Genomic DNA, 23,372 nt, shown 5'->3' on the forward strand with positions numbered 1-23,372 from the left:
TAAGCGTACCCCCGGGCAAAGAGAATTAGCGGCGGGTACGAACAATCTGGTAGCGACGGGTGAAATACTCAAACGGCGCGCTCCAGACATGAACCAGACGGGTGAACGGGAAGAGCAGGAAAATAGTCATTCCCAGCACCAGATGAACGCGGAAAACAAACGCCACACCGCTCAGCATTTCCGAAGACCCGCCGCGGAAGGTGACTATACTTTGCGCCCAGCCCACCAACTTCATCATTTCGCTGCCATCCGGATATTGCGCCGAAAACGGAATGGTGCTCAGGCCAAGCAGGCACTGAATCAGCAAAATGCTCATGATGATAATATCAGGTGTAGTGGATGTCGCCCGCACACGCTGATTGGTCAGACGACGCCACAGTAATCCCGCGCCGCCGATCAACGTTAATACGCCGCACACGCCGCCGAGGATCATTGCCATCTGCTGTTTTACCGCAATCGGCAGGAACCAGGCATACATCCAGTGTGGCGTCAGCATCCCGAACAGATGGCCAAAAAAGATCCCCAGAATGCCAATATGGAACAGATTCGACCATATCACCATCCCACGCTTATCCAGCATCTGGCTGGACGACGCGCGCCAGGTATATTGTCCGTAGTCATAGCGCAGCCAACTGCCGAGGAAGAATACCGTGGCGCAAATATAGGGGTAGATGTCGTAAAAAAAGACGTTCAGGTACTGTATCATTTCGGGCCTCCCGCGCTGACGTCGACGTACTGCGGCGCCGCGTCCTGGCTAAAGCGTCGTTGATAATGGTGTAACGGTGAACTGTCACAGGTCGTGGCGTTGTCTTCGATAAACTTCACCTGTTCTTCTTCCCAGACGGCATCCAGTGCCTGACGGGTATCATCCCGCGATTCCTGAATAACTTGCTTAGTGACACTGTCACTTGTAAGCGTACTGCCCGCCAGCGTCAGCAGGGCGTCAAACAGTTGATACCACGGCGCTCCTCGCTGTTTCAGACGACCGCCCAGTAGCGCCAGAATAGGGGCAATATTCTGTAATCCCTCGCGCGCTTCCGCTTCCGGCAACACGCTTAAGTACTCCAGATAGAGCGGCAGGTGATCCGGCAGTTCGCGGCAGTTGAGCTGCAGGCCCACGGTTTCATACTGGCTTAACAAATCGACCATCGCCTGGCCGCGATCGCGGGACTCCGCATGAACATGCTCGAATAACAGCAATGAAGTGGCGCGCCCGCGGTCAAACACTTCACACCATTCTGCTTGTTTATCCAGTAACGGCGCATAAAGCAGCTCGCGAGTGAAGTCGGCCAGCATTGGCGCATCGTGTTGGATAAGGGCAAGCGCTTCATCCCGACATTCCCACAACTCGTCGTCCGGATACTCCATCAACAGGCCAATCGCTTTGAGGATTTGCATTATTCCCCCTCCGCTTTATCACGTACTTCGGTGATATTGATGGCATCAATGCGGCTACTGTTGAACAGGTTGAATTTGGTATCCGAGCCGTGACAACCGTCGCCAAAAGTAAAGCCGCAGCCGTTACGCTCCGGAAAGGCATCGCGCGCTATTTCCCGGTGGCTGGTGGGAATGACAAAACGATCTTCATAATTGGCAATCGCCAGGTAGCGATACATCTCTTCAACCTGTTGTATGCTCAGACCGACTTCCTCAATGGCGCGGGTATCCGTCACGCCTTCAACCGTCTGCGAGCGCATGTAGTGGCGCATCGCCATCATCCGCTTTAGCGCCCGAATGACCGGACCGGTATCGCCCGCGCTGAGCATATTGGCCAGGTACTGGACCGGAATACGCAGCGTCTCCACCGCCGGCAGAATATTGCCATTGTGCGGCAACCCGCCCGCGTCGGCGTATGACTGGATGGGGGATAGCGGCGGTACGTACCAGACCATCGGCAGGGTACGGTATTCCGGGTGCAGCGGAAGCGCCAGCTTCCAGTCCATCGCCATTTTGTACACCGGCGACCGTTGGGCGGCGTCGATGACGTTTTGCGGGATGCCCTGTTTAAGCGCCTCTTCGATGACCGCCGGATCGTGCGGATTGAGAAACACATCGCACTGACGTTCATACAAATCTGTCTCGTGTTCGGTACTGGCCGCTTCTTCAATCCTGTCGGCGTCGTAGAGCAGAACGCCAAGATAACGGATGCGCCCGACGCAGGTTTCCGAACAAACGGTCGGCTGGCCGGATTCAATACGCGGATAGCAAAATATGCACTTCTCAGACTTGCCGCTCTTCCAGTTAAAGTAGATTTTTTTGTACGGGCAGCCGCTGATACACAAACGCCAGCCCCGGCATTTATCCTGGTCGATTAGCACGATGCCGTCTTCTTCACGCTTATAAATAGCGCCACTTGGGCAGGTGGCGACACAACTGGGGTTCAGGCAGTGTTCGCACAGGCGCGGCAGGTACATCATGAAGGTGTTTTCGAACTGACCGTACATCTCCTTTTGTATGTTGTCGAAGTTACGGTCGCGGGCGCGTTTTTCAAACTCGCCGCCGAGCAGCTCTTCCCAGTTTGGCCCCCAGATCACCTTGTCCATCCGTTTTCCGTCAATCAGTGAACGAGGACGGGCAGTGGGCTGATGCTTACTCTCCGGCGCATTATGTAAATGCTGATAATCGAAGGTAAAGGGTTCATAGTAATCATCGATTTGCGGAATCACCGGGTTGGCGAAAATTTTACTAATTACCCCCATTTTGCCGCCCAGACGGGGCCTTATCTTGCCATTAACATCACGAACCCAACCGCCTTGCCACTCCTGCTGGTCTTCCCAGTTTTTGGGATAGCCGATACCCGGTTTAGTTTCGACGTTATTGAACCATGCGTATTCCATCCCTTCACGTCCGGTCCAGACGTTTTTACAGGTGACGGAGCAGGTGTGACAGCCAATACATTTATCGAGATTCAGTACCATCCCAACCTGTGAGCGTATTTTCATTTTTTCGCCTCCTGTACCTGATCCCGGCCCTCATCATCCAGCCAGTTAATGTTTTTCATTTTCCTGATCATGATGAATTCATCGCGATTCGAACCCACGGTTCCGTAATAGTTGAAGCCGTAAGCCAGTTGCGCATAGCCGCCGATCATATGCGTCGGTTTTGGACAGACCCGGGTCACGGAGTTATGGATCCCGCCGCGCATCCCGGTCACTTCCGAGCCCGGAATATTCATAATTCGCTCCTGGGCGTGGTACATCATGGTCATACCCGGCGGAACGCGCTGGCTGACCACCGCACGAGCGGTAAGGGCGCCATTAGCGTTGAAGGCTTCAATCCAGTCGTTATCTTCAATACCCAATTCACGGGCATCGGCTTCGCTAATCCAGACAATCGGCCCGCCGCGCGACAAGGTCAGCATCAGCAGGTTTTCGCTGTAGGTGGAGTGAATTCCCCATTTCTGGTGCGGCGTCAGGAAGTTAAGCGCTTTTTCCGGGAAACCGTTGGGTGGAATTTCTCGCATTTCGCTGACGCTGCGGGTATCAATCGGCGGACGATATGCCACCAGGCTTTCGCCAAAAGCGCGCATCCACGCATGATCCTGATAGAGTTGTTGCCGCCCCGACAACGTACGCCACGGGATCAGTTCATGTACGTTGGTATAGCCGGCGTTATAAGAGACATGCTCGCTTTCCAGCCCTGACCAGGTCGGGCTGGAGATAATTTTGCGCGGTTGCGCCTGGATATCACGAAAGCGAATTTTCTCATCTTCTTTATTGATGGCCAGATGGGTGTGCTCGCGCCCGGTCATCTCGCCCAACGCCTGCCAGGCTTTCACCGCCACCTGGCCGTTAGTTTCCGGCGCTAAGGCAAGAATCACTTCCGAGGCATCCAGCGCAGTGTCGATGCGCGGACGTCCTTTCGCCGGGCCATCGTGTTTGGTGTAATTGAGCTTACCGAGGAAATCGACTTCATCTTGCGTATTCCAGGCAATCCCCTTACCGCCGTTGCCTAATTTATCCAGCAGGGGACCCAGCGAGGTAAAACGTTCATAGGTGGCCGGATAATCGCGTTCAACCACGACGATATTGGGGGCGGTTTTGCCCGGAATAAGTTCGCACTCGCCTTTACGCCAGTCGAGAATATCAAATGGCTGCGCCAGTTCCGCCGGGGAATCATGCTGGAGCGGGTGTAACACCACATCGGTTTCCTGTCCGAGATGTCCGACACACATCTCAGAAAAGACGCTGGCGATACCTTTGTAGATCTCCCAGTCGCTTTTGGATTCCCAGGCAGGATCGACCGCGGCGGAAAGGGGGTGGATAAACGGATGCATATCCGAGGTATTCATATCGTCTTTTTCATACCAGGTGGCGGTCGGCAAAACGATATCGGAAAACAGACAGGTACTGGACATACGGAAATCAAGCGTGACCAACAGATCGAGCTTGCCCTCAATCGCGGCGGACTGCCATTCCACCTCTTCAGGCTTAATTCCTTCGCTGGAACCCAGCGCTTCGCCCTGGATACCGCTGTCGGTGCCCAGCAGATATTTGAGCATGTACTCATGACCTTTCCCGGAGGAGCCGAGCAGGTTAGAGCGCCAGACAAATAAATTTCGCGGGTGATTATGACCACTGTCAGGCTGTTCGCAGGCAAAACGGATAGCGCCTGATTTCAACGCCTGCACGGTATAATCCGCCGCAGACAGCCCGGCTTTATCGGCGCTCGCTTTCACGCTGAGCGGATTAAGATTAAGCTGCGGCGCCGAGGGTAGCCAGCCCATACGTTCCGCGCGCACGTTGAAATCGATCAGGTGTCCGGAAAATTTAGCCGGATCGGCCAGCGGCGACAGCAACTCTTGCGCAGTCAGTTTTTCATAGCGCCACTGGCTGGCATGGTTGTAGAAAAACGAGGTACTGTTCATCTGACGCGGCGGGCGATTCCAGTCCAGCGCGAAGGCCAGCGGCAGCCAGCCGGTTTGCGGCCGCAGCTTCTCCTGGCCGACATAATGCGCCCAGCCGCCGCCGGTTTGTCCAACACAGCCGCAGAACACCAGCATGTTAATCATCCCACGGTAATTCATATCCATGTGATACCAGTGATTCACTCCCGCGCCGAGGATGATCATCGAACGACCGTGAGTTTTATGGGCGGTCTCGGCAAATTCACGCGCAATAGTTTCGATATGTCGACGCGGCACGCCGGTAATCTGTTCGCCCCAGGCCGGCGTGTAGGCTTTTACGTCGTTATAATTATTGGCGCTATGGCAGTCATCCAGGCCACGATCCAGCCCATAATTAGCCAGCACCAGATCGTAAACGCTGACGACCATCCGCTCGCTACCGTCCGCCAGAGCCAGGCGTTTCACCGGTAACTGACGTACCAGCACCGGTTCCTGCCGCACGCTGCGAAAATGTGGGTTTTCGTTACCGCCAAAATAGGGGAAGGCGACACCCGCCACGTCATCATGCTGACCAAGTAAAGAGAGCGACAGTTCAGTTTCGACGCCCGCCGCCACCGGTTCCAGGTTCCATTTTCCCTTTTCGCCCCAGCGAAAACCGATAGAACCATTGGGCGCGACCAGTTCGCCCGTACTGTTGAGCGCGACGGTTTTCCATTCCGGATTATTGGCTTCTCCCAGTCCATCCACCAGATCCGACGCGCGCATCATACGCCCCGGTACATAACTGCCGTCTGCGCGCTCATCCAACAGGACCAGCATTGGCATATCGGTATAACGGCGGCAATAGTTAAGAAAATAGTCGCTGGGATTATCGAGATGAAACTCTTTTAAAATGACGTGACCCATGGCCATCGCCAGCGCGCTGTCAGTACCTTGCTTTGGCGCCAGCCACTGATCGCACAGTTTAGCGACTTCGGAATAGTCCGGGGTGATGGCGATTGTCTTGGTGCCTTTGTAGCGCACTTCGGTAAAGAAGTGGGCGTCCGGGGTACGCGTCTGCGGCACGTTAGAGCCCCAGGCAATAATGTAGGCTGAGTTATACCAGTCGGCGGACTCCGGCACGTCAGTCTGCTCGCCCCAGGTCATTGGCGACGCGGGCGGAAGATCGCAATACCAGTCATAGAAGCTCAGACAAGTACCGCCAAGCAATGACAGATAACGTGTTCCGGCGGCGTAAGAAACCATCGACATCGCCGGAATAGGTGAAAACCCCGCCACACGATCCGGACCATAGGTTTTGATTGTCCAGACGTTAGCGGCGGCAATGAGCTGATTCAGCTCTTTCCAGTTCGAACGAATAAAGCCGCCATGTCCGCGCACCTGTTTGTAACTTTGGCATTTTTGCGGGTCGTTCATTATAGATTCCCATGCCAGTACCGGATCGCTGTGCCGGGAAAGGGCCTCGCGCCACAGTTCTATCAGCCGCTTACGCACCAGAGGGTATTTCAGACGATTGGCGCTATAGAGATACCAGGAGTAGCTGGCGCCGCGCGGGCAGCCGCGCGGTTCATGGTTCGGTAAATCGGGACGCGTGCGCGGGTAGTCGGTTTGCTGGGTTTCCCACGTCACCAGACCGTTTTTGACATAAATTTTCCAGCTACAGGAGCCCGTGCAGTTGACGCCGTGGGTTGAGCGCACGATCTTATCAAACTGCCAGCGCTGGCGATAACTGTCTTCCCAGTCGCGGTTGGTATGCATCACCTGACCATGGCCGTCGGCAAAGGTATCGCCTTTTTGTTTAAAGTAACGAAAGCGATCCAACAGTTTACTCATGACATTTCTCCTGCTTCGATAAATTTTCCGCCATCCTGTCGATTTGGCGTTAAACCATTGCCGGATGGCCGTCCTACAGGTGCGTATGTTGTTATTGTTGTTTAGGCTTACGACGCCCGTAGACCAGCCAGGTCAGCAGGACGCAAGCGATGTAAAACAGCAAAAAGATTTTCATGGCGCCCACCGGCGAGCCGGTCAAGGCCAAAGAGGTGCCAAACGCTTTTGGAATAAAGAAGCCGCCCACAGCGCCAATAGCAGAGATAAAACCGAGCGCGGCGGCGGTATCCGTCACCGCTTCGCGCTGCGCCTGCTCATCGCTCCCGCCGCGCAGTTTGACGTTGTAGAGCGTGATCTGACGGAAGATCACCGCAATCATCTGGAAGGTAGAACCGCTGCCGAGACCCGCTGTCAAAAACAGGCCCATAAAAACAAGATAGAACGCGCTAAAGCTGCCTGCGCCGGAGCCTGGCAGCGTGAGGAATAGCAGGGCGGTAAACAGCGCCATAAAGATAAAATTAATGAGCGTTACGCGAACGCCGCCGAATTTATCGGAGATCACGCCGCCTGCCGATCGCGCCAGCGCGCCGATAAAAGGGCCAAAGAACGCCAGCTGCAGAATGTTTACGTCGGGAAATTGCGTTTTGGCGAGCATGGCGAAACCTGCGGAAAAGCCGATGAATGACCCGAATGTCGCCAGGTACAGCAGGCTAAGCAGCCACAGGTGCAGGCGTTTTAGCACCGGCAATTGCGAGGCGACAGACGCTTTTGAACTGCCGATATCGTTCATACCAAACCAGGCGGCAAGTGTTGCGACAGCCAGTAACGGCACCCAGATCCAGGCGGCGTTAGTGAGGGCGAGCAGGGAGCCATCAGGTTGCGGCACGCCCCGGACGCCTAAAAAAGTAAATATCGGCAGAAAAATAACCAGCGGCGCAATCAACTGCATCACACTGACGCCAAGATTTCCCAGGCCGCCGTTAATACCCAACGCGCTACCTTGTCTGGCTTTTGGAAAGAAAAAACTGATGTTGCCCATACTGGACGCGAAGTTTGCCCCCGCAAAACCGCACAACAGAGCGATGAGCATAAATACCCCGAAAGGGGTGGTGGGATTTTGCACGGCGAATCCCAGCCAGGCGCAGGGAATAATCAATATTACGGTACTTAATACGGTCCATTTACGACCACCAAACAGTGGCACCATAAAGGAGTAGGGAACGCGTAATATTGCGCCGGAAAGAGAAGGTAATGCGGTTAATAAAAAGAGTTGGTCGGTGGTAAAATTAAATCCAATTTTATTGAGGTTGACGGCAACAGCGCTAAACAACATCCAGACGCAAAATGCCAGGAGCAAACAACTTACTGAAATCCATAAGTTTCTTCTGGCGATGCCTTTCCCTTTATTCTCCCAGAAGGCTGGATTTTCGGGTCGCCAGTCACTCAAGAGATAACGGTTATAATTCTCGTTTTGTCGTGTCATTTTACCCCTCACATGCGCATATCATTTGAAAAAAACACAAAAAAGAGACAGAGCGTCACGCGCTCTTTTGAGAACTTATTGAAGTTTTTTTAGAATATTGAGTGAAAGAATAGATAAAAAACCAGGCCAGCGCGGCGCGAAGAGGAGATATAATGTTTCTTAATTGTTACTATTTGTAAACTAAAAGTGATTTTTATTAAATTATTTGTAACTTTACGCAAAGAGTTCAAGCGTAATCATACGATCCAGATGGTATTTAAACGCGGGATCGGCCATTTCCGGAATACCCAGCACATACATACCGTCCAGCCCGCACACCAGTGCGATAAGCCGCCAGGCGATATCCGTGGCGTTAGCAGTAAACGTAAATTCTCCTGCCTGTTTGCCCTGCTCGATAATTGTGACCGTTTCCTCATGCCACATCTGCATCGTGAGAAGATAAGCATCTCTGATGTGCGGATCCCGATCGGCCAGAATTTGCGCCTCTCGCCACAATTTTATGTAAGGCTCAAAGCCGCCGTCTTCGCTACCCAACATAGCGTGAAGCCGTGCACGCCAGGTGGCAGGCGGCGGAACTTGCCCGGCATCAAGCAGGGTACGGATCAAATGGACAAAGGCCAGCGCTTTGAGCTCACCCGCCGAGCTGAAGTGGTGATGCACCTGGCCGGCGGCGACATCGGCTTCTGATGCGATTCGTCGCACCGTCATGGCGGCAAACCCCTCTGCCAGCGCCACGCGCATCGCCGCTTGCAGAATCACTTCGCGGCGTTCATCCCGGTTAAGGTAACTCATATTTTCCCCACATTAGCCAATGCGCGCAGTGTAACAAAAAGCTGGACATTCGTTCAACTTACCGTAGGATCCTGAAACTGGACAGGCGTCCAAATTTGAGTTTTTGAAGGGAGAGTTATGTTTCGTCAGTGGTTAACGTTAGTCATTATTGTGCTGGTCTATATTCCTGTCGCCATTGATGCCACGGTCTTGCATGTCGCCGCGCCGACACTGAGTATGACACTGGGGGCCAACGGCAACGAGCTGCTGTGGATCATTGATATTTATTCTTTGGTCATGGCTGGCATGGTGTTGCCGATGGGCGCGCTTGGAGATCGTATCGGTTTTAAACGCCTGCTGATGCTGGGCGGGACGCTCTTTGGCCTGGCATCATTGGCGGCGGCGTTTTCGCATACCGCCAGTTGGCTTATCGCCACCAGGGTATTACTGGCTATTGGCGCGGCGATGATTGTACCGGCGACGCTGGCCGGGATACGCGCCACCTTTTGTGAAGAGAAGCATCGCAACATGGCGCTGGGCGTCTGGGCAGCGGTAGGTTCGGGCGGAGCGGCGTTTGGGCCGCTCATCGGCGGCATATTATTAGAGCATTTTTACTGGGGATCGGTTTTCCTGATCAACGTGCCGATTGTGCTGGTCGTCATGGGCTTAACCGCCCGTTATGTTCCTCGCCAGGCGGGCCGTCGCGATCAACCGCTCAATCTTGGCCATGCGGTGATGCTGATTATTGCCATTTTGCTGTTGGTCTATAGCGCTAAAACCGCGCTGAAAGGGCATTTGTCGCTGTGGGTCATCTCGTTTACCCTGCTTACCGGCGCGCTGCTCCTGGGACTCTTTATCCGCACACAGCTTGCGACATCGCGTCCGATGATTGATATGCGACTATTTACCCATCGCATTATCCTGAGCGGCGTCGTGATGGCGATGACCGCGATGATCACTCTGGTGGGCTTTGAGCTGCTGATGGCGCAAGAGCTACAGTTTGTTCACGGGCTATCGCCTTATGAGGCCGGGGTATTTATGCTGCCGGTGATGGTCGCCAGTGGATTCAGCGGGCCGATTGCGGGCGCGCTGGTCTCGCGTCTGGGACTACGGCTGGTCGCGACGGGCGGCATGGCGTTAAGCGCGCTGAGTTTTTATGGCCTGGCGATGACGGATTTCAGCACCCAGCAATGGCAGGCCTGGGGGCTGATGGCGCTGCTGGGATTTAGCGCCGCCAGCGCATTGCTAGCTTCCACGTCGGCAATTATGGCCGCTGCGCCGGCAGAAAAAGCGGCGGCGGCCGGCGCGATAGAAACGATGGCTTATGAACTGGGCGCGGGACTGGGCATTGCCATTTTCGGTCTGTTGTTAAGCCGTAGCTTCTCCGCGTCTATCCGTCTGCCTGCCGGGCTTGAGGCGCAAGAGATTGCCAGAGCGTCATCTTCAATGGGAGAAGCCGTGCAGTTGGCGAATAGCCTACCGCCCACGCAGGGGCAGGCAATACTGGACGCCGCCAGACATGCCTTTATCTGGTCGCATAGCGTGGCGTTAAGCAGCGCCGGGAGTATGCTTCTTTTGCTGGCGGTAGGGATGTGGTTCAGCCTGGCAAAAGCCCAACGCCGATAACATAACGCCTGGTGAGATAAGCGCTTAATGCGCTAGCTGGCAGGGGGAGTCCATTTCCTCAACCTCTTTACCGCTGAGGCGTGCGTATTGCCCCGTCAGTCGCCAGAAGGCAGGCTGGGTTTCGGTATAGATTTCCGCAGCCAGAATCAGCCGACGGCGATCAACTTCGTTCAGTTCCAGTAAGGTCCAGGGAATAAAATAGCGATCGGTATCGGTAAGCCGAAACCACAGCGGACACCCGCAGCCGGAACAGAAGTAGCGTTCGCCGCGCGAAGAGGATGAAAAGTATGGCGGTTCCGGGGAAAGGGGGGCTAGCTGTGGTTGCCCGCAGGCTTCCAGATACATGGCTATTCCACCCGACCATTTTTGACACAGCGTACAATGGCAGGCATAGACATCCAGCATTTCGACGTCAACGGTAAAATGGCTCTGTCCGCAAAGACAACGACCAGTGAACGTCTGCACGGCATACTCCTTATGACCGAGTCTACATCAAGAGAAAAAGCCAGCCCTGAAAGGACTGGCTTTGTATTCAGACTACAACAAAATTAGAACTGGTAGTTCAGACCAACAGCAACGATGTTGTCGGTAGACACTTTAGCCGCTTTGGTGAAGTCGCTGTCGTCCAGCAGGTTGATTTTGTAATCAACGAAGGTGGACATGTTTTTGTTGAAGTAGTAGGTAGCACCGACATCGATGTACTCAACCAGATCCTGGTCGCCGTAAGTACCCAGGTTTTTACCTTTGGATTTCAGGTAAGCGATGGACGGACGCAGACCGAAGTCGAACTGATACTGAGCAACTGCTTCAAAGTTCTGGGTTTTATTCGCGATAAACGCATCACCCGCTGAATCTTCACCAAAGGTGGTCATGTTCAGCGTTTCGGAGTAGGTGGTCGCTAGGTAGATGTTGTTCGCATCATATTTCAGACCAGCAGCCCAGACTTCAGCGTTTTTACCCGCAGCATTCAGGTTGCTCGCTGCTTTCACCTGGTTGTTAGTACGGTCAGACTTCGCATAGGCCGCACCTACGCCAAAACCTTCGTACTCATACGTTGCGGACAGACCGAAACCGTCGCCGTTAGACTCGTACGCGCCGTCACGGTCGTTTTTGCCCTGGTACTGCGCGGCAAAGTTCAGACCTTCAACCAGGCCAAAGAAGTCAGTGTTACGGTAGGTGGCAACACCAGTAGTACGGCCAGTCATAAAGACGTCAGTCTGAGTCCAGGTATCGCCACCAAACTCTGGCAGAACGTCGGTCCATGCGCCGATGTCGTAAGCAACGCCGTAGTTACGACCGTAGTCGAAAGAACCGTAGTCAGCGAATTTCAGACCAGCAAACGCCAGACGGGTTTTGTCTTTGTCAGCGCCCTGGCTTTCAGTACGGTTGCCTTTGAATTCATATTCCCACTGGCCAAAACCGGTTAACTGATCGTTGATCTGCGTTTCGCCTTTAAAGCCCAGACGCGCGTAAGTTTTGTCACCATCACTTCCGTTATCATCAGAGAAATAATGCTGAGCGTGAACTTTACCGTACAGATCCAGTTTATTGCCGTCTTTGTTATATACCTCGGCTGCATTTACAACGCCTGCTGCCAACAGGGAAGTCACTGCCACTGCCACTAACTTAAGTTTCATTTTAATAATCCTTATAATTTTCTTAGCGTGTTTCCTCAACCATTGTTAAACGAGGCGTTTGTCAATGGCAGACTATTTTTAAATGACGGAGTGGCATAAGTTCAATAATAAGTTTCATAAGATTACAAATTATTTTAATTTGTGTGATCGAGATCTCCTTAATACATTTGAGAGTATTAATTCAAATAGGGACTGTCTAATAAGATATATTTTCGGAGGGGACTATTGGGCTGTTTATGGTTTTATTTTTGGTAGTAACTACTGATTATTATATGCACTAATAACAGTTGCGAGCTAACGTTAATTATATATTTATTAATATAATTGCATCATTACATTAACATATTTAACGGTTTTATAAAATTCATTTTTACCAGCGCAATCCTGGTATGGCGCAGGAGGAGCACGTGAAAATGGAAAATCGTCAAATACACACAGGCGATAGATAAAAGCGTAGTTGTGTTATGAAGAGTGTCAAGGTGCAGCGGGTCGATTTAATATCAACATCGGCCCGCCCGTCGCTATTAGCGCCGCCGCGTTGCCAGCCAACAAAGTAGCGAGCCTACGCAAACCATGACTGCGCCTTGCCAGAAGGAGAATGACAGTGGCGAGCTGAGTAACAGCGCTGCCAGAGCAGAGGACATGACGGGTGTAAAATAAGACCCTACGGCCATGATAGTCACATTGCCATGAAGTATGCCCACATTCCATGCGGCGTAGGCAAACCCCAACGTTAATGCCGCGGTAAAAAGTTTAGCAATCACCGGTAGGCTAAATATCATGGCAGGTTGCGGTGTAAGAAAATAGTGGAACCACAGCGCCACGGCGGTGAGTAACACAAAGACGGTGATACCGTTAAAACCACGCGCATATTTATTTGTGACAGTGCAGTACGTCGCCCATATAAACGCCCCAAGAAATGCCAGGAAATAACTTAGCGGACTGGTGGCGACATTGTTGATAATTTCTCCGGCATTAAGACCATTCTCGCCCCCCAGAACCCAGCAAACGCCAGTAAGTGCAATAAGCAATCCAGGAACAATAAGCCAGTTAGTTTTTTGCCCGTTAAAAAGAATGGCAAACAGAATGGTCAGGCTGGGCCATAAATAGTTAACCATGCCGACTTCAATAGCCTGATGGCGAGTGGCGGCATAACCGAGAGAAAGCGCCAGGCATATTTCATAACTGACAAACAGTACACTGCCTGCGATGAGGTATCGCCCCGGGAAACGACGGATATCAGGTAATCCGACGGTAAAAATCAGCAGCAGGCCGCTTAATGAATAGATCATGGCTGCGCCGCCTACCGGTCCGAGACCTTCGCTGACGCCGCGAATTAACCCAACCATCGTGCTCCACAGAACGATGGCAACAAGCCCTATTAGCGTTGCTTTTTGTGATGTCATGCTTTGTGACTGTCCTGAATACCACGCAAAATAAACTGCCACTTATAGCACTTTTTCCGGGGGCGATGCCATGCAGTGTCATTTTTTAGTACCTCCCTGGAGTTATTGCAGTTTAAAAATAGGGCTATTTAGTAGCGGAACCGTTTCAATATTGATTTGACGCAAAAAAGTTATCGATTTTGCTGTTAGTTTCCTCGCGAAGTTATACACGCATCCTGGACTGAGGTTTTGCTGCAGTTCGAAGGAGGTGTGCATCCGTGGAAAAAAGAGGAAAGCAATGGACGTCAGCCGCAGACAATTTTTTAAAATCTGCGCGGGCGGTATGGCGGGAACAACGGTGGCCGCACTGGGTTTTACCCCTAAAATGGCCCTGGCTCAGGCGCGAAACTATAAGCTGTTGCGCGCAAAAGAGATCCGTAACTCCTGCACATACTGTTCCGTAGGTTGCGGGCTATTAATGTATAGCCTGGGAGATGGGGCAAAAAACGCGAAAGAAGCGATTTACCATATTGAAGGCGACCCGGATCATCCGGTAAGCCGCGGCGCGCTGTGCCCGAAAGGGGCCGGTTTGCTGGACTATGTTCACAGTGAAGATCGCCTACGCTATCCGGAATACCGCGCGCCGGGTTCCGACAAGTGGCAGCGCATTAGCTGGGATGACGCTTTCACTCGTATTGCTAAATTAATGAAAGCCGACCGCGACGCCAACTTTATTGAAAAGAATGAGCAGGGCGTCACGGTTAACCGCTGGCTCTCTACCGGAATGCTGTGCGCCTCGGCGGCCAGCAATGAAACGGGTATGCTGACGCAGAAGTTTGCGCGTTCTCTCGGTATGCTGGCGGTAGATAACCAGGCGCGCGTTTGACACGGACCAACGGTAGCAAGTCTTGCTCCAACATTTGGTCGCGGTGCGATGACCAACCACTGGGTGGATATTAAAAACGCCAACGTCGTGATGGTGATGGGCGGCAATGCCGCAGAAGCGCATCCGGTGGGTTTCCGCTGGGCGATGGAAGCGAAAAACAATAACGATGCGACGCTGATTGTCGTTGATCCACGCTTTACGCGTACGGCGTCGGTGGCGGATATCTATGCGCCAATACGTTCCGGTACAGACATTACCTTTCTGTCCGGCGTTTTGCTGTACCTGATCGAAAATAACAAAATCAACGCTGAATACGTTAAGCATTACACCAACGCCAGCCTGCTGGTGCGGGATGATTTTGCCTTTGATGACGGTCTTTTCAGCGGCTATGACGCCCAAAAGCGTCAGTACGATAAATCCTCCTGGAACTACCAGTTCGATGAAAACGGCTATGCCAAACGTGATGAAACGTTGACGCACCCACGCTGTGTGTGGAATCTGCTGAAGCAGCACGTTTCGCGCTATACGCCGGACGTCGTGGAAAACATCTGCGGTACGCCGAAAGCAGACTTCCTGAAGGTGTGTGAGGTGTTGGCCTCTACCAGCGTTCCGGATCGCACTACCACCTTCCTGTATGCGCTGGGCTGGACGCAACATACCGTCGGGGCGCAGAACATCCGTACCATGGCGATGATCCAGTTGCTGCTCGGCAATATGGGGATGGCTGGCGGCGGTGTGAACGCTTTGCGCGGCCACTCTAATATTCAGGGTTTAACGGATTTAGGACTGCTCTCCACCAGCCTGCCGGGTTACCTGACGCTACCGTCAGAAAAACAGGCCGATCTGCAAACTTATCTGGCCGCGAATACCCCCAAAGCGACGCTGGCCGATCAGGTCAACTACTGGGGTAATTATCCTAAGTTCTTCGTCAGCCTGATGAAATCTTTCTATGGCGATGCGGCGCAGAAAGAGAATGACTGGGGCTTTGCCTGGCTGCCTAAGTGGGATCAGTCCTATGACGTGATCAAATATTTCAACATGATGGATAGCGGGAAAGTCACCGGCTATTTCTGTCAGGGCTTTAACCCGGTAGCGTCCTTCCCGGACAAAAACAAAGTGGTGCAAAGCTTAAGCAAACTGAAGTATCTGGTCGTTATCGATCCGCTGGTGACTGAAACGTCAACGTTCTGGCAGAACCACGGCGAATCTAATGATGTTGATCCGACAACGATTCAGACCGAAGTCTTCCGTCTGCCGTCTACCTGTTTTGCGGAAGAGGATGGCTCTATCGCTAACTCCGGTCGCTGGTTACAGTGGCACTGGAAAGGTCAGGACGCGCCGGGCGAAGCGCGTAACGACGGCGAGATTCTGGCCGGTATTTACCATCGTCTGCGTGAAATGTATCGCGCAGAAGGCGGTAAAGGCGCCGAACCACTATTGAAGATGAGCTGGAACTACAAGCAGCCGGATGAACCGCATTCGGAAGAAGTGGCGAAAGAGAACAACGGCTATGCGCTGGAAGATCTCTATGACGCTAACGGTACACTGCTTGCCAGGAAAGGCCAGTTGTTGAGCAGTTTTGCATTACTGCGCGATGACGGTACGACATCCTCCTCCTGCTGGATTTATACCGGTAGCTGGACGGAGCAGGGCAACCAGATGTCCAGACGTGATAACGCCGACCCGTCAGGGCTTGGCAATACACTGGGTTGGGCGTGGGCGTGGCCGCTAAACCGTCGCGTATTGTATAACCGCGCTTCGGCGGACCCGCAGGGTAAACCGTGGGATCCAAAACGGATGCTGATCCAGTGGAATGGCGCGAAGTGGACAGGGAACGATATTCCTGACTTTAACAACGCGGCGCCGGGGAGCGGGACCAATCCGTTTATCATGCAGCCGGAAGGGCTGGGACGTCTGTTTGCTATTGATAAAATGGCGGAAGGGCCGTTCCCTGAACACTACGAGCCGATGGAAACGCCGCTGGGCACTAACCCGCTGCACCCGAATGTGGTCTCGAACCCGGCGGCGCGTCTGTATGAAGAAGATGCGCTGCGCATGGGTAAAAAGGAGCAGTTTCCGTACGTGGGCACGACTTACCGCCTCACAGAGCATTTCCATACCTGGACCAAACATGCGCTACTTAACGCTATCGCTCAGCCGGAACAGTTTGTGGAGATCAGTGAGACGCTGGCGGCAGCGAAAGGTATCGCTAACGGCGACTATGTGAAGGTGAGCAGTAAACGCGGGTTTATTCGCGCGGTCGCGGTGGTAACTCGTCGTCTTCGCACCCTGCATGTCAACGGTCAGCAGGTTGAAACGGTGGGGATCCCGATTCACTGGGGCTTTGAGGGTGTCGCGCGCAAAGGCTATATCGCCAATACTCTGACGCCAAATGTCGGTGATGCCAACTCGCAAACGCCGGAATACAAAGCGTTTTTAGTTAACATCGAGAAGGCGTAAGGGAGGCGAACATATGTCTATGGAAACGCAGGACATTATTAAACGGTCCGCAACAAACGCCATCACGCCGCCTCCGCAGGCGCGTGATTACAAAGCCGAAGTCGCGAAACTGATCGACGTCTCCTCCTGTGTCGGCTGTAAAGCCTGCCAGGTAGCCTGTTCTGAGTGGAACGATATTCGCGATAACGTTGGTCATTGTGTCGGGGTGTACGATAACCCTGCCGATCTCAGCGCCAAGTCCTGGACGGTGATGCGCTTTACCGAAACCGAGCAGAACGGCAAACTGGAGTGGCTGATTCGTAAAGATGGTTGTATGCACTGTGAAGATCCAGGCTGTCTTAAAGCCTGTCCATCTGCCGGGGCTATCATCCAGTACGCGAACGGGATTGTTGATTTTCAATCTGAACACTGTATCGGCTGTGGTTACTGTATCGCCGGGTGTCCGTTTAATATTCCGCGCCTCAACAAAGAGGACAACCGCGTTTATAAATGTACGCTCTGCGTCGATCGCGTCAGCGTGGGCCAGGAACCGGCCTGCGTCAAAACTTGTCCGACCGGGGCTATTCACTTCGGCACCAAAAAAGAGATGCTGGAACTGGGTGAGCAACGCGTGGAGAAGTTAAAAGCGCGCGGCTTTGAACATGCCGGTATCTACAACCCGCAGGGCGTTGGCGGTACGCACGTCATGTATGTGCTGCACCATGCCAATCAGCCGGAGTTGTACCACGGCTTGCCGAAAGATCCGCAGATCGATACCTCAATCAATCTGTGGAAAGGGGCGCTAAAACCGCTGGCCGCAGCGGGCTTTATCGCCACTTTCGCCGGTCTGATTTACCACTACATCGGTATTGGCCCGAATAAAGAAACGGACGACGATGAGGAGGATCATCATGAGTAAGTCGAAAATGATTGTGCGCACGAAATTTGTCGACCGCGCCTGTCACTGGACGGTGGTGATCTGCTTCTTCCTGGTAGCGCTGTCGGGGATTTCGTTTTTCTTCCCGACGCTACAATGGCTGACGCAAACTTTCGGCACGCCGCAGATGGGACGTATTTTGCACCCGTTCTTCGGTATTGCCATCTTCATCGCGCTGATGTTTATGTTCGTGCGTTTCGTCCACCACAACATCCCGGATAAAAAAGATATTCCGTGGCTGAAAAATATTGTCGAAGTATTGAAAGGCAATGAGCATAAGGTGGCGGATGTCGGCAAATACAATGCCGGACAGAAGATGATGTTCTGGTCCATTATGAGCATGATTTTTGTGCTGCTGGTGACTGGCGTGATTATCTGGCGTCCGTATTTCGCGCAGTATTTCCCCATGCAGGTGGTGCGTTATAGCCTGTTAATTCATGCGGCGGCGGGCATTATTTTAATGCACGCGATCCTCATCCATATGTATATGGCGTTTTGGGTGAAAGGCTCGATTAAAGGCATGATCGAAGGGAAGGTCAGCCGTCGCTGGGCGAAGAAACATCATCCACGCTGGTATCGTGAAATCGAGAAGGCGGAAGCAAAAAAAGAGAGCGAAAAAGGTATTCAGTAATTCTTTCGCGATCTGATAAACAAGGCGCTATCCTCGTAGCGCCTTGTTTTCATCTGCTGTCTGTATACTCAGACGACCACAGCAAATCGTTTAACGACGGAAATCGATGACCATACGGCCACGAATTTGCCCTTGTTCCATCTCTTTAAAAATAACGTTGATATCTTCAAGCGGACGTAAAGCGACTTTTGGCACGACTTTTCCTTCCGCCGCGAACTGGAAGGCTTCGGTCAGATCCTGGCGTGTCCCCACCAACGAACCGACAACCTGAATGCCATCCAGTACCAGGCGAGGGATATCAAGGTTCATGGCTTCTGGCGGCAGCCCGACTGCCACCACGCGACCTCCGGCGCGAACGGCATCTACTGCGGAATTAAACGCCGCCTTAGCGACCGCGGTAACCACCGCTGCGTGCGCGCCACCGGTTTTTTCCTGCACAATTTTAGCCGCATCTTCCGTGCGTGAATTAATGGTCAGATCTGCGCCCATTTCCTCGGCCAGTTTCAGTTGTCCATCATTGACATCAATGGCGATCACTTTCGCATTGAAGACGTTTTTCGCGTACTGCAAGGCCAGATTACCCAGACCGCCCAGACCGTAGATGGCAATCCACTGGCCAGGTTTAATATGAGAAATCTTCACCGCTTTATAGGTGGTAACGCCCGCGCAGGTAATACTACTTGCCGCTGCAGAGTCCAGACCTTCCGGTACTTTCACCGCATAATCCGCGACGACAATACACTCTTCGGCCATGCCGCCATCTACCGTGTAACCGGCATTTTTCACGTTGCGGCATAAGGTTTCATTGCCCGTATTGCAATACTCACAGTGTCCGCATCCTTCATAAAACCACGCGACACTCGCGCGATCGCCGGGTTTCAGCGAGGTGACACCAGGACCGACTTCCGCCACGACGCCAATGCCTTCGTGTCCCAGAATAACGCCGGTTTTGTCACCGAAATCGCCGTTTTTCACGTGTAGATCGGTATGGCATACGCCGCAGCACTCCATTTTTAGCAAAGCTTCACCGTGGCGAAGGGGACGCAGCGTTTTCTCAGTAACATCAACCTGATGATCTTGTGTGACAACAGCAGCTTTCATAACCTTCTCCTTTTATTAATAGTGAACTGCATAGCAGGTAAGTAATAGCAGGTAAGGCGCTATTACCTCTTTAGGATTAATATTTCTGATGAGTTATGCAAGGCGGCAGAAATACAATGTAATAGTTTAGCCAGGATTATCCTGATAAATCCCCGTTCAATACATAAAGGTGGCTAATATTAGTAGCTTGACAAATAAGCAGGGAAAGGAATTCAGGTGTGTCGACAGACTCACCAAAACTAAAGAAGAAAGTGATATCCGGCGGCATTCACCGCCGGGTACGTATTAAATGGAAGTCCGACGGTAGTCGCGGTATTCCGGTTTCCAGAAGTTATCGTCAATCGCCTGTTGCAGCGCTTCCGCAGAGGTTTTCACCGCTACGCCTTGTTGCTGCGCCATTTTACCTACGGCAAAAGCGATAGCGCGCGACACGACCTGGATGTCTTTAAGCGCTGGCAACACTAATCCTTCGCCGTTATTCACCAGCGGAGAATGTTTCGCCAGCGTCTCACTGGCTGACATCAGCATTTCATCAGTAATGCGCGATGCGCCGGAAGCGATAACCCCAAGTCCGATGCCGGGGAAAATATAGGCGTTATTACATTGTGCGATCGGATAAACCTTATCTTTCCAGATGACCGGCGAGAATGGGCTGCCGGTTGCCACCAGCGCGTTGCCTTCCGTCCAGGCGATAATGTCCTGTGGCGTGGCCTCCACGCGAGAGGTGGGATTAGAGAGCGGCATGACGATCGGGCGAGGGCAATGCTTATGCATCTCGCGGATGATCTCTTCAGTAAAGAGCCCGGTCTGGCCGGAAACCCCGATCAGAATATCCGGCTTCACGTTACGCACCACATCCAGCAGCGACAGCACGTCATTTTCGGTATCCCAGTGCTGGAGATTGTCGCATTTCTGCACCAGTTTTGCCTGGAACGGCAATAAATTAGGCATCCGGTCCGTCAACAGGCCGAAGCGATCGACCATAAAAACGTTCTGTCGGGCGGCATCTTCGCTTAAACCTTCACGCTGAGTCTGCGCGATGATTTGTTCAGCAATCCCACATCCGGCGGAACCCGCGCCGAGGAAAACGATTTTCTGCTCGCTAAGCTGACTGCCGGCAGCGCGGCTGGCGGCGATCAACGTACCGACGGTCACGGCTGCGGTGCCCTGAATATCATCGTTAAAGGAGCAAATCTCATCACGATAGCGCGTCAACAGCGGCATTGCGTTTTTCTGCGCGAAATCTTCGAACTGTAGCAGGATATCTGGCCAGCGCTGCTTAACGGCCTGAATAAACTCATCGACAAACGCATAATACTCATCGTCGGTAATGCGCGGATGACGCCAGCCCATGTAAAGCGGATCGTTGAGTAACTGTTGATTGTTGGTGCCGACATCCAGCACAACGGGAAGGGTATAGGCCGGACTAATGCCGCCGCAGGCGGTGTATAATGACAGCTTACCGATAGGGATCCCCATCCCGCCGATGCCCTGATCGCCAAGCCCCAGAATCCGTTCGCCATCCGTCACCACAATAACTTTAATGTTGTGGTTAGGCACATTCTGCAAAATGTCGTCCATATTGTGACGGTTCGGATAAGAGATAAATACGCCGCGCGCCCGGCGATAAATCTCAGAGAAGCGCTCACAGGCCGCGCCCACGGTCGGGGTATAGATAACCGGCATCATCTCTTCAAGATGGTTTTGCACCAGTCGATAAAAGAGCGTTTCGTTGGTATCCTGGATGTTACGCAGGTAAATATGCTTATCGATTTCTGTTTTAAACCCCTGATACTGGAGCCAGGCGCGTTCGGCCTGTTCTTCAATCGACTCGACGACCTCCGGCAGCAGCCCTGACAAATTGAAGTTGCGGCGCTCTTCTACGCTAAAAGCGCTGCCTTTGTTTAACAGGGGGAATTCCAGCAATACAGGGCCAGCGTAAGGGATATAAAGGGAACGTGCTTTCTTGGTTGTAGTTTCCATGTTACTCACTCTTTTTCGAATAACTGTCCCTGGCACCGTCGTTTATCATCATATATTGCCTTCCACCAGGGAACCGACCCTGAGTATAAAGCATTGTGAGACGTTAAGGTCATTCCTATAAACAAAAACACCATTGCAGATGCAATGGTGTTTAACGTCATTTCAGGACTGTACGATTACTTTTGGCTATCGGCGCGGCGCTTTCTGCCGGTTGGGTTATTCACCACGCTGCTGGTGTCGCCTTCAGTAACAACCTTACGCTGGTTGGAAATTCTGTAATCCAGTCCAAGTATATGACGAGCCTGACGGTTCGATTTCATGTTAACTCCTCAATCCTGTTGCTAGTTTTAAGGACAAATTCGCTTACGCGAAAGAAACGTAACCCCTAAGGTTGCCGATACAGCATAGCAGGTTTTACAGAGTCGGGTGCTGCCCGCTTACCACATAGTTGATGGTCTGCTGGTAGATGTCACTGAGGATGTCATTGTCGGAAGCCTCAACCCATTTGGTCAGCTCCATTAAAATATCATCTTCAGTGACAACGCCTAACTCCGCGCGTAATCCTTGCTCAATCGCGTTGACCAGGGCTGGTTGTGCTGCTGAGGTATTTGCTGAGTGATAAGTAAACATATAATGCCTCCGTGAACATGTATTTATTTAGTACGGCTCGCAGAAAATTAATTCGTATTCAGCATGGCAAATATTTTTGCGGCTGTGGTTAAGATTAGTCCTGGAGTTATTTTAACGCAAGGCGGAACTCTAATTGTTTACCCCAGAAGAAAATATATTACGTTTGCCAATTACATATTCTCATACAAATAGTGGTCAATTAATATACATTTAAAAGGCTAGTTATTGCGATTTTTATCCTTTATTACAACGAGATAAGACAAATCTTAATTTGAATTAAAATATACATAATGGAATACGCCTCCAGAAGAAAAAGTAAGGATAAAAGGAGGGATATATTCTTTAAAGAAAGTGAGGCCTGTTGGTTTAATATCCATCATTGAAAAAGTATACAACTATTTTCTATATCTGAAGTGCGGGTAATCGACAACATGCTACCTCCATCGGCATGGACAACGCAGATTAGCAGCATGGTCTATACTTTATTTTTTGAGCCAACAGGAGAGCAAAAATGACAATCCATAAGAAAGGTCAGGCACACTGGGAAGGCGACATCAAACGAGGTAAAGGTACTGTATCAACAGAAAGCGGCGTGCTTAATCAACAACCGTATGGATTCAATACCCGGTTCGAAGGCGCGCAGGGAACCAACCCGGAAGAGTTAATTGGCGCCGCACATGCGGCCTGTTTCTCCATGGCGCTATCACTCATGCTGGGAGAGGCTGGATTTACGCCGACATCCATTGACACCACCGCTGACGTATCGCTTGATAAGGTGGAGGCGGGCTTCGCCATTACCAAAATTGCGCTACAAAGCAAAGTCGCGGTAGCAGATATTGATGCTTCAACTTTCGATCAAATCATCCAGAAAGCAAAAGCCGGGTGCCCGGTATCGCAGGTTCTGAATGCGGAAATCACCCTCGACTACCAGCTTAACGCCTGATAACCTCTCCAGCCCGGTAACGACTCTTGTTTATCGGGCTGATGAATATACCTTCAGGCGGAGGGCTCGCTCCCGGTCTATCTGAGATCCTGCCGTATTTTTATCACCTCAACGCGCCGTAGACCACGTCTGTGGCTATTGTCGTGGTCTACTTTTTCGCCTTAAAATCTGCTCGCCATGTTGCTTTATTCATCAAACATCAAAATCAGTCAACGTAAATATCAATAATAGCCATATCGCGGAG

At 52.1% G+C, this 23,372-nt stretch carries 18 protein-coding genes; 5 read left to right on the forward strand and 13 right to left on the reverse strand.

Annotation, left to right across the window (positions count from 1 at the left end):
- Positions 1–25 precede the first annotated feature (25 nt).
- The 6 genes from narI to QEN32_RS11120 all read right to left on the reverse strand — a co-directional run bounded on the left by narI (position 26) and on the right by QEN32_RS11120 (position 8,951).
- The gene (gene narI, locus QEN32_RS11095) at positions 26–706 is read right to left on the reverse strand and encodes a respiratory nitrate reductase subunit gamma (protein ID WP_000617106.1); all 681 of its coding nucleotides are present in this window, start codon (positions 704–706) and stop codon (positions 26–28) included.
- Entirely contained in the window at positions 703–1,398 is a 696-nt protein-coding gene (narW, locus tag QEN32_RS11100) for a nitrate reductase molybdenum cofactor assembly chaperone (RefSeq protein WP_023206390.1), read from the reverse strand. The genes narI and narW overlap by 4 nt, the downstream gene beginning before the upstream one ends.
- Entirely contained in the window at positions 1,398–2,942 is a 1,545-nt protein-coding gene (gene narH / locus QEN32_RS11105) for a nitrate reductase subunit beta (protein WP_080203458.1), read from the reverse strand. Before narH ends, narW begins: the two co-directional genes overlap by 1 nt.
- Positions 2,939–6,679, reverse strand: coding sequence for a nitrate reductase subunit alpha (locus tag QEN32_RS11110; protein WP_265322113.1), 3,741 nt, complete (start codon positions 6,677–6,679; stop codon positions 2,939–2,941). The genes narH and QEN32_RS11110 overlap by 4 nt, the downstream gene beginning before the upstream one ends.
- Positions 6,680–6,770: 91 nt before the next feature.
- Positions 6,771–8,159, reverse strand: coding sequence for a NarK family nitrate/nitrite MFS transporter (locus QEN32_RS11115; RefSeq protein ID WP_202100420.1), 1,389 nt, complete (start codon positions 8,157–8,159; stop codon positions 6,771–6,773).
- Between the two features lie 213 nt (positions 8,160–8,372).
- Positions 8,373–8,951, reverse strand: coding sequence for a TetR family transcriptional regulator (locus QEN32_RS11120; RefSeq protein WP_000121044.1), 579 nt, complete (start codon positions 8,949–8,951; stop codon positions 8,373–8,375).
- A gap of 117 nt (positions 8,952–9,068) precedes the next feature.
- On the opposite strand from QEN32_RS11120, the gene smvA reads away from it, so the two are divergent.
- Positions 9,069–10,556 carry a methyl viologen efflux MFS transporter SmvA gene (gene smvA / locus QEN32_RS11125; protein ID WP_265322114.1) on the forward strand — a complete coding sequence of 496 codons (1,488 nt, stop codon included), beginning with the start codon at positions 9,069–9,071 and terminating at the stop codon, positions 10,554–10,556.
- Positions 10,557–10,580: 24 nt separating this feature from the next.
- Here the strand turns inward: smvA and QEN32_RS11130 are convergent, their stop codons facing one another.
- The 3 genes from QEN32_RS11130 to yddG form a co-directional block, all read right to left on the reverse strand.
- Entirely contained in the window at positions 10,581–10,961 is a 381-nt protein-coding gene (locus QEN32_RS11130) for a GFA family protein (RefSeq protein WP_014343841.1), read from the reverse strand.
- Between the two features lie 143 nt (positions 10,962–11,104).
- Positions 11,105–12,193 (reverse strand): porin OmpD, encoded by a 1,089-nt coding sequence (gene ompD, locus QEN32_RS11135; protein ID WP_000769037.1) that lies wholly within the window; start codon positions 12,191–12,193, stop codon positions 11,105–11,107.
- A 524-nt stretch (positions 12,194–12,717) separates the two neighbouring features.
- Positions 12,718–13,599 (reverse strand): aromatic amino acid efflux DMT transporter YddG, encoded by an 882-nt coding sequence (gene yddG / locus QEN32_RS11140; RefSeq protein ID WP_001527674.1) that lies wholly within the window; start codon positions 13,597–13,599, stop codon positions 12,718–12,720.
- 277 nt (positions 13,600–13,876) lie between these two features.
- On the opposite strand from yddG, the gene fdnG reads away from it, so the two are divergent.
- Genes fdnG through fdnI form a run of 3 tightly spaced genes read left to right on the forward strand, consistent with a single transcriptional unit; the run spans position 13,877 to position 18,471 of the window.
- Positions 13,877–16,924 carry a formate dehydrogenase-N subunit alpha gene (gene fdnG, locus QEN32_RS11145; protein WP_077684034.1) on the forward strand — a complete coding sequence of 1,016 codons (3,048 nt, stop codon included), beginning with the start codon at positions 13,877–13,879 and terminating at the stop codon, positions 16,922–16,924.
- A 13-nt stretch (positions 16,925–16,937) separates the two neighbouring features.
- Positions 16,938–17,822, forward strand: a complete 885-nt coding sequence (gene fdxH / locus QEN32_RS11150; RefSeq protein WP_000061599.1) for a formate dehydrogenase subunit beta — start codon at positions 16,938–16,940, stop codon at positions 17,820–17,822.
- The gene (gene fdnI / locus QEN32_RS11155) at positions 17,815–18,471 is read left to right on the forward strand and encodes a formate dehydrogenase-N subunit gamma (RefSeq protein WP_000045658.1); all 657 of its coding nucleotides are present in this window, start codon (positions 17,815–17,817) and stop codon (positions 18,469–18,471) included. The genes fdxH and fdnI overlap by 8 nt, the downstream gene beginning before the upstream one ends.
- A 90-nt stretch (positions 18,472–18,561) precedes the next feature.
- On the opposite strand, the gene adhP is transcribed toward fdnI, so the two are convergent.
- From adhP to bdm, 4 genes are all read right to left on the reverse strand, one after another.
- The gene (gene adhP, locus QEN32_RS11160; RefSeq protein ID WP_000642447.1) at positions 18,562–19,572 is read right to left on the reverse strand and encodes an alcohol dehydrogenase AdhP; all 1,011 of its coding nucleotides are present in this window, start codon (positions 19,570–19,572) and stop codon (positions 18,562–18,564) included.
- Positions 19,573–19,857: 285 nt separating this feature from the next.
- The gene (locus tag QEN32_RS11165; protein WP_000450511.1) at positions 19,858–21,555 is read right to left on the reverse strand and encodes an NAD-dependent malic enzyme; all 1,698 of its coding nucleotides are present in this window, start codon (positions 21,553–21,555) and stop codon (positions 19,858–19,860) included.
- A gap of 176 nt (positions 21,556–21,731) precedes the next feature.
- Entirely contained in the window at positions 21,732–21,875 is a 144-nt protein-coding gene (gene sra, locus QEN32_RS11170; RefSeq protein WP_000841559.1) for a stationary-phase-induced ribosome-associated protein, read from the reverse strand.
- A 94-nt stretch (positions 21,876–21,969) separates the two neighbouring features.
- A complete protein-coding gene (gene bdm, locus QEN32_RS11175) occupies positions 21,970–22,185 on the reverse strand; it encodes a biofilm-dependent modulation protein (RefSeq protein WP_000495700.1) in 216 nt (71 codons plus the stop codon).
- A 511-nt stretch (positions 22,186–22,696) separates the two neighbouring features.
- Here bdm and QEN32_RS11180 point away from each other — a divergent pair.
- Positions 22,697–23,128, forward strand: a complete 432-nt coding sequence (locus tag QEN32_RS11180) for an OsmC family protein (RefSeq protein WP_000152297.1) — start codon at positions 22,697–22,699, stop codon at positions 23,126–23,128.
- The last annotated feature ends 244 nt before the right edge of the window (positions 23,129–23,372 follow it).

The organism is Salmonella sp. SA14318 (assembly GCF_029866905.1).
Lineage (GTDB): Bacteria > Pseudomonadota > Gammaproteobacteria > Enterobacterales > Enterobacteriaceae > Salmonella > Salmonella enterica.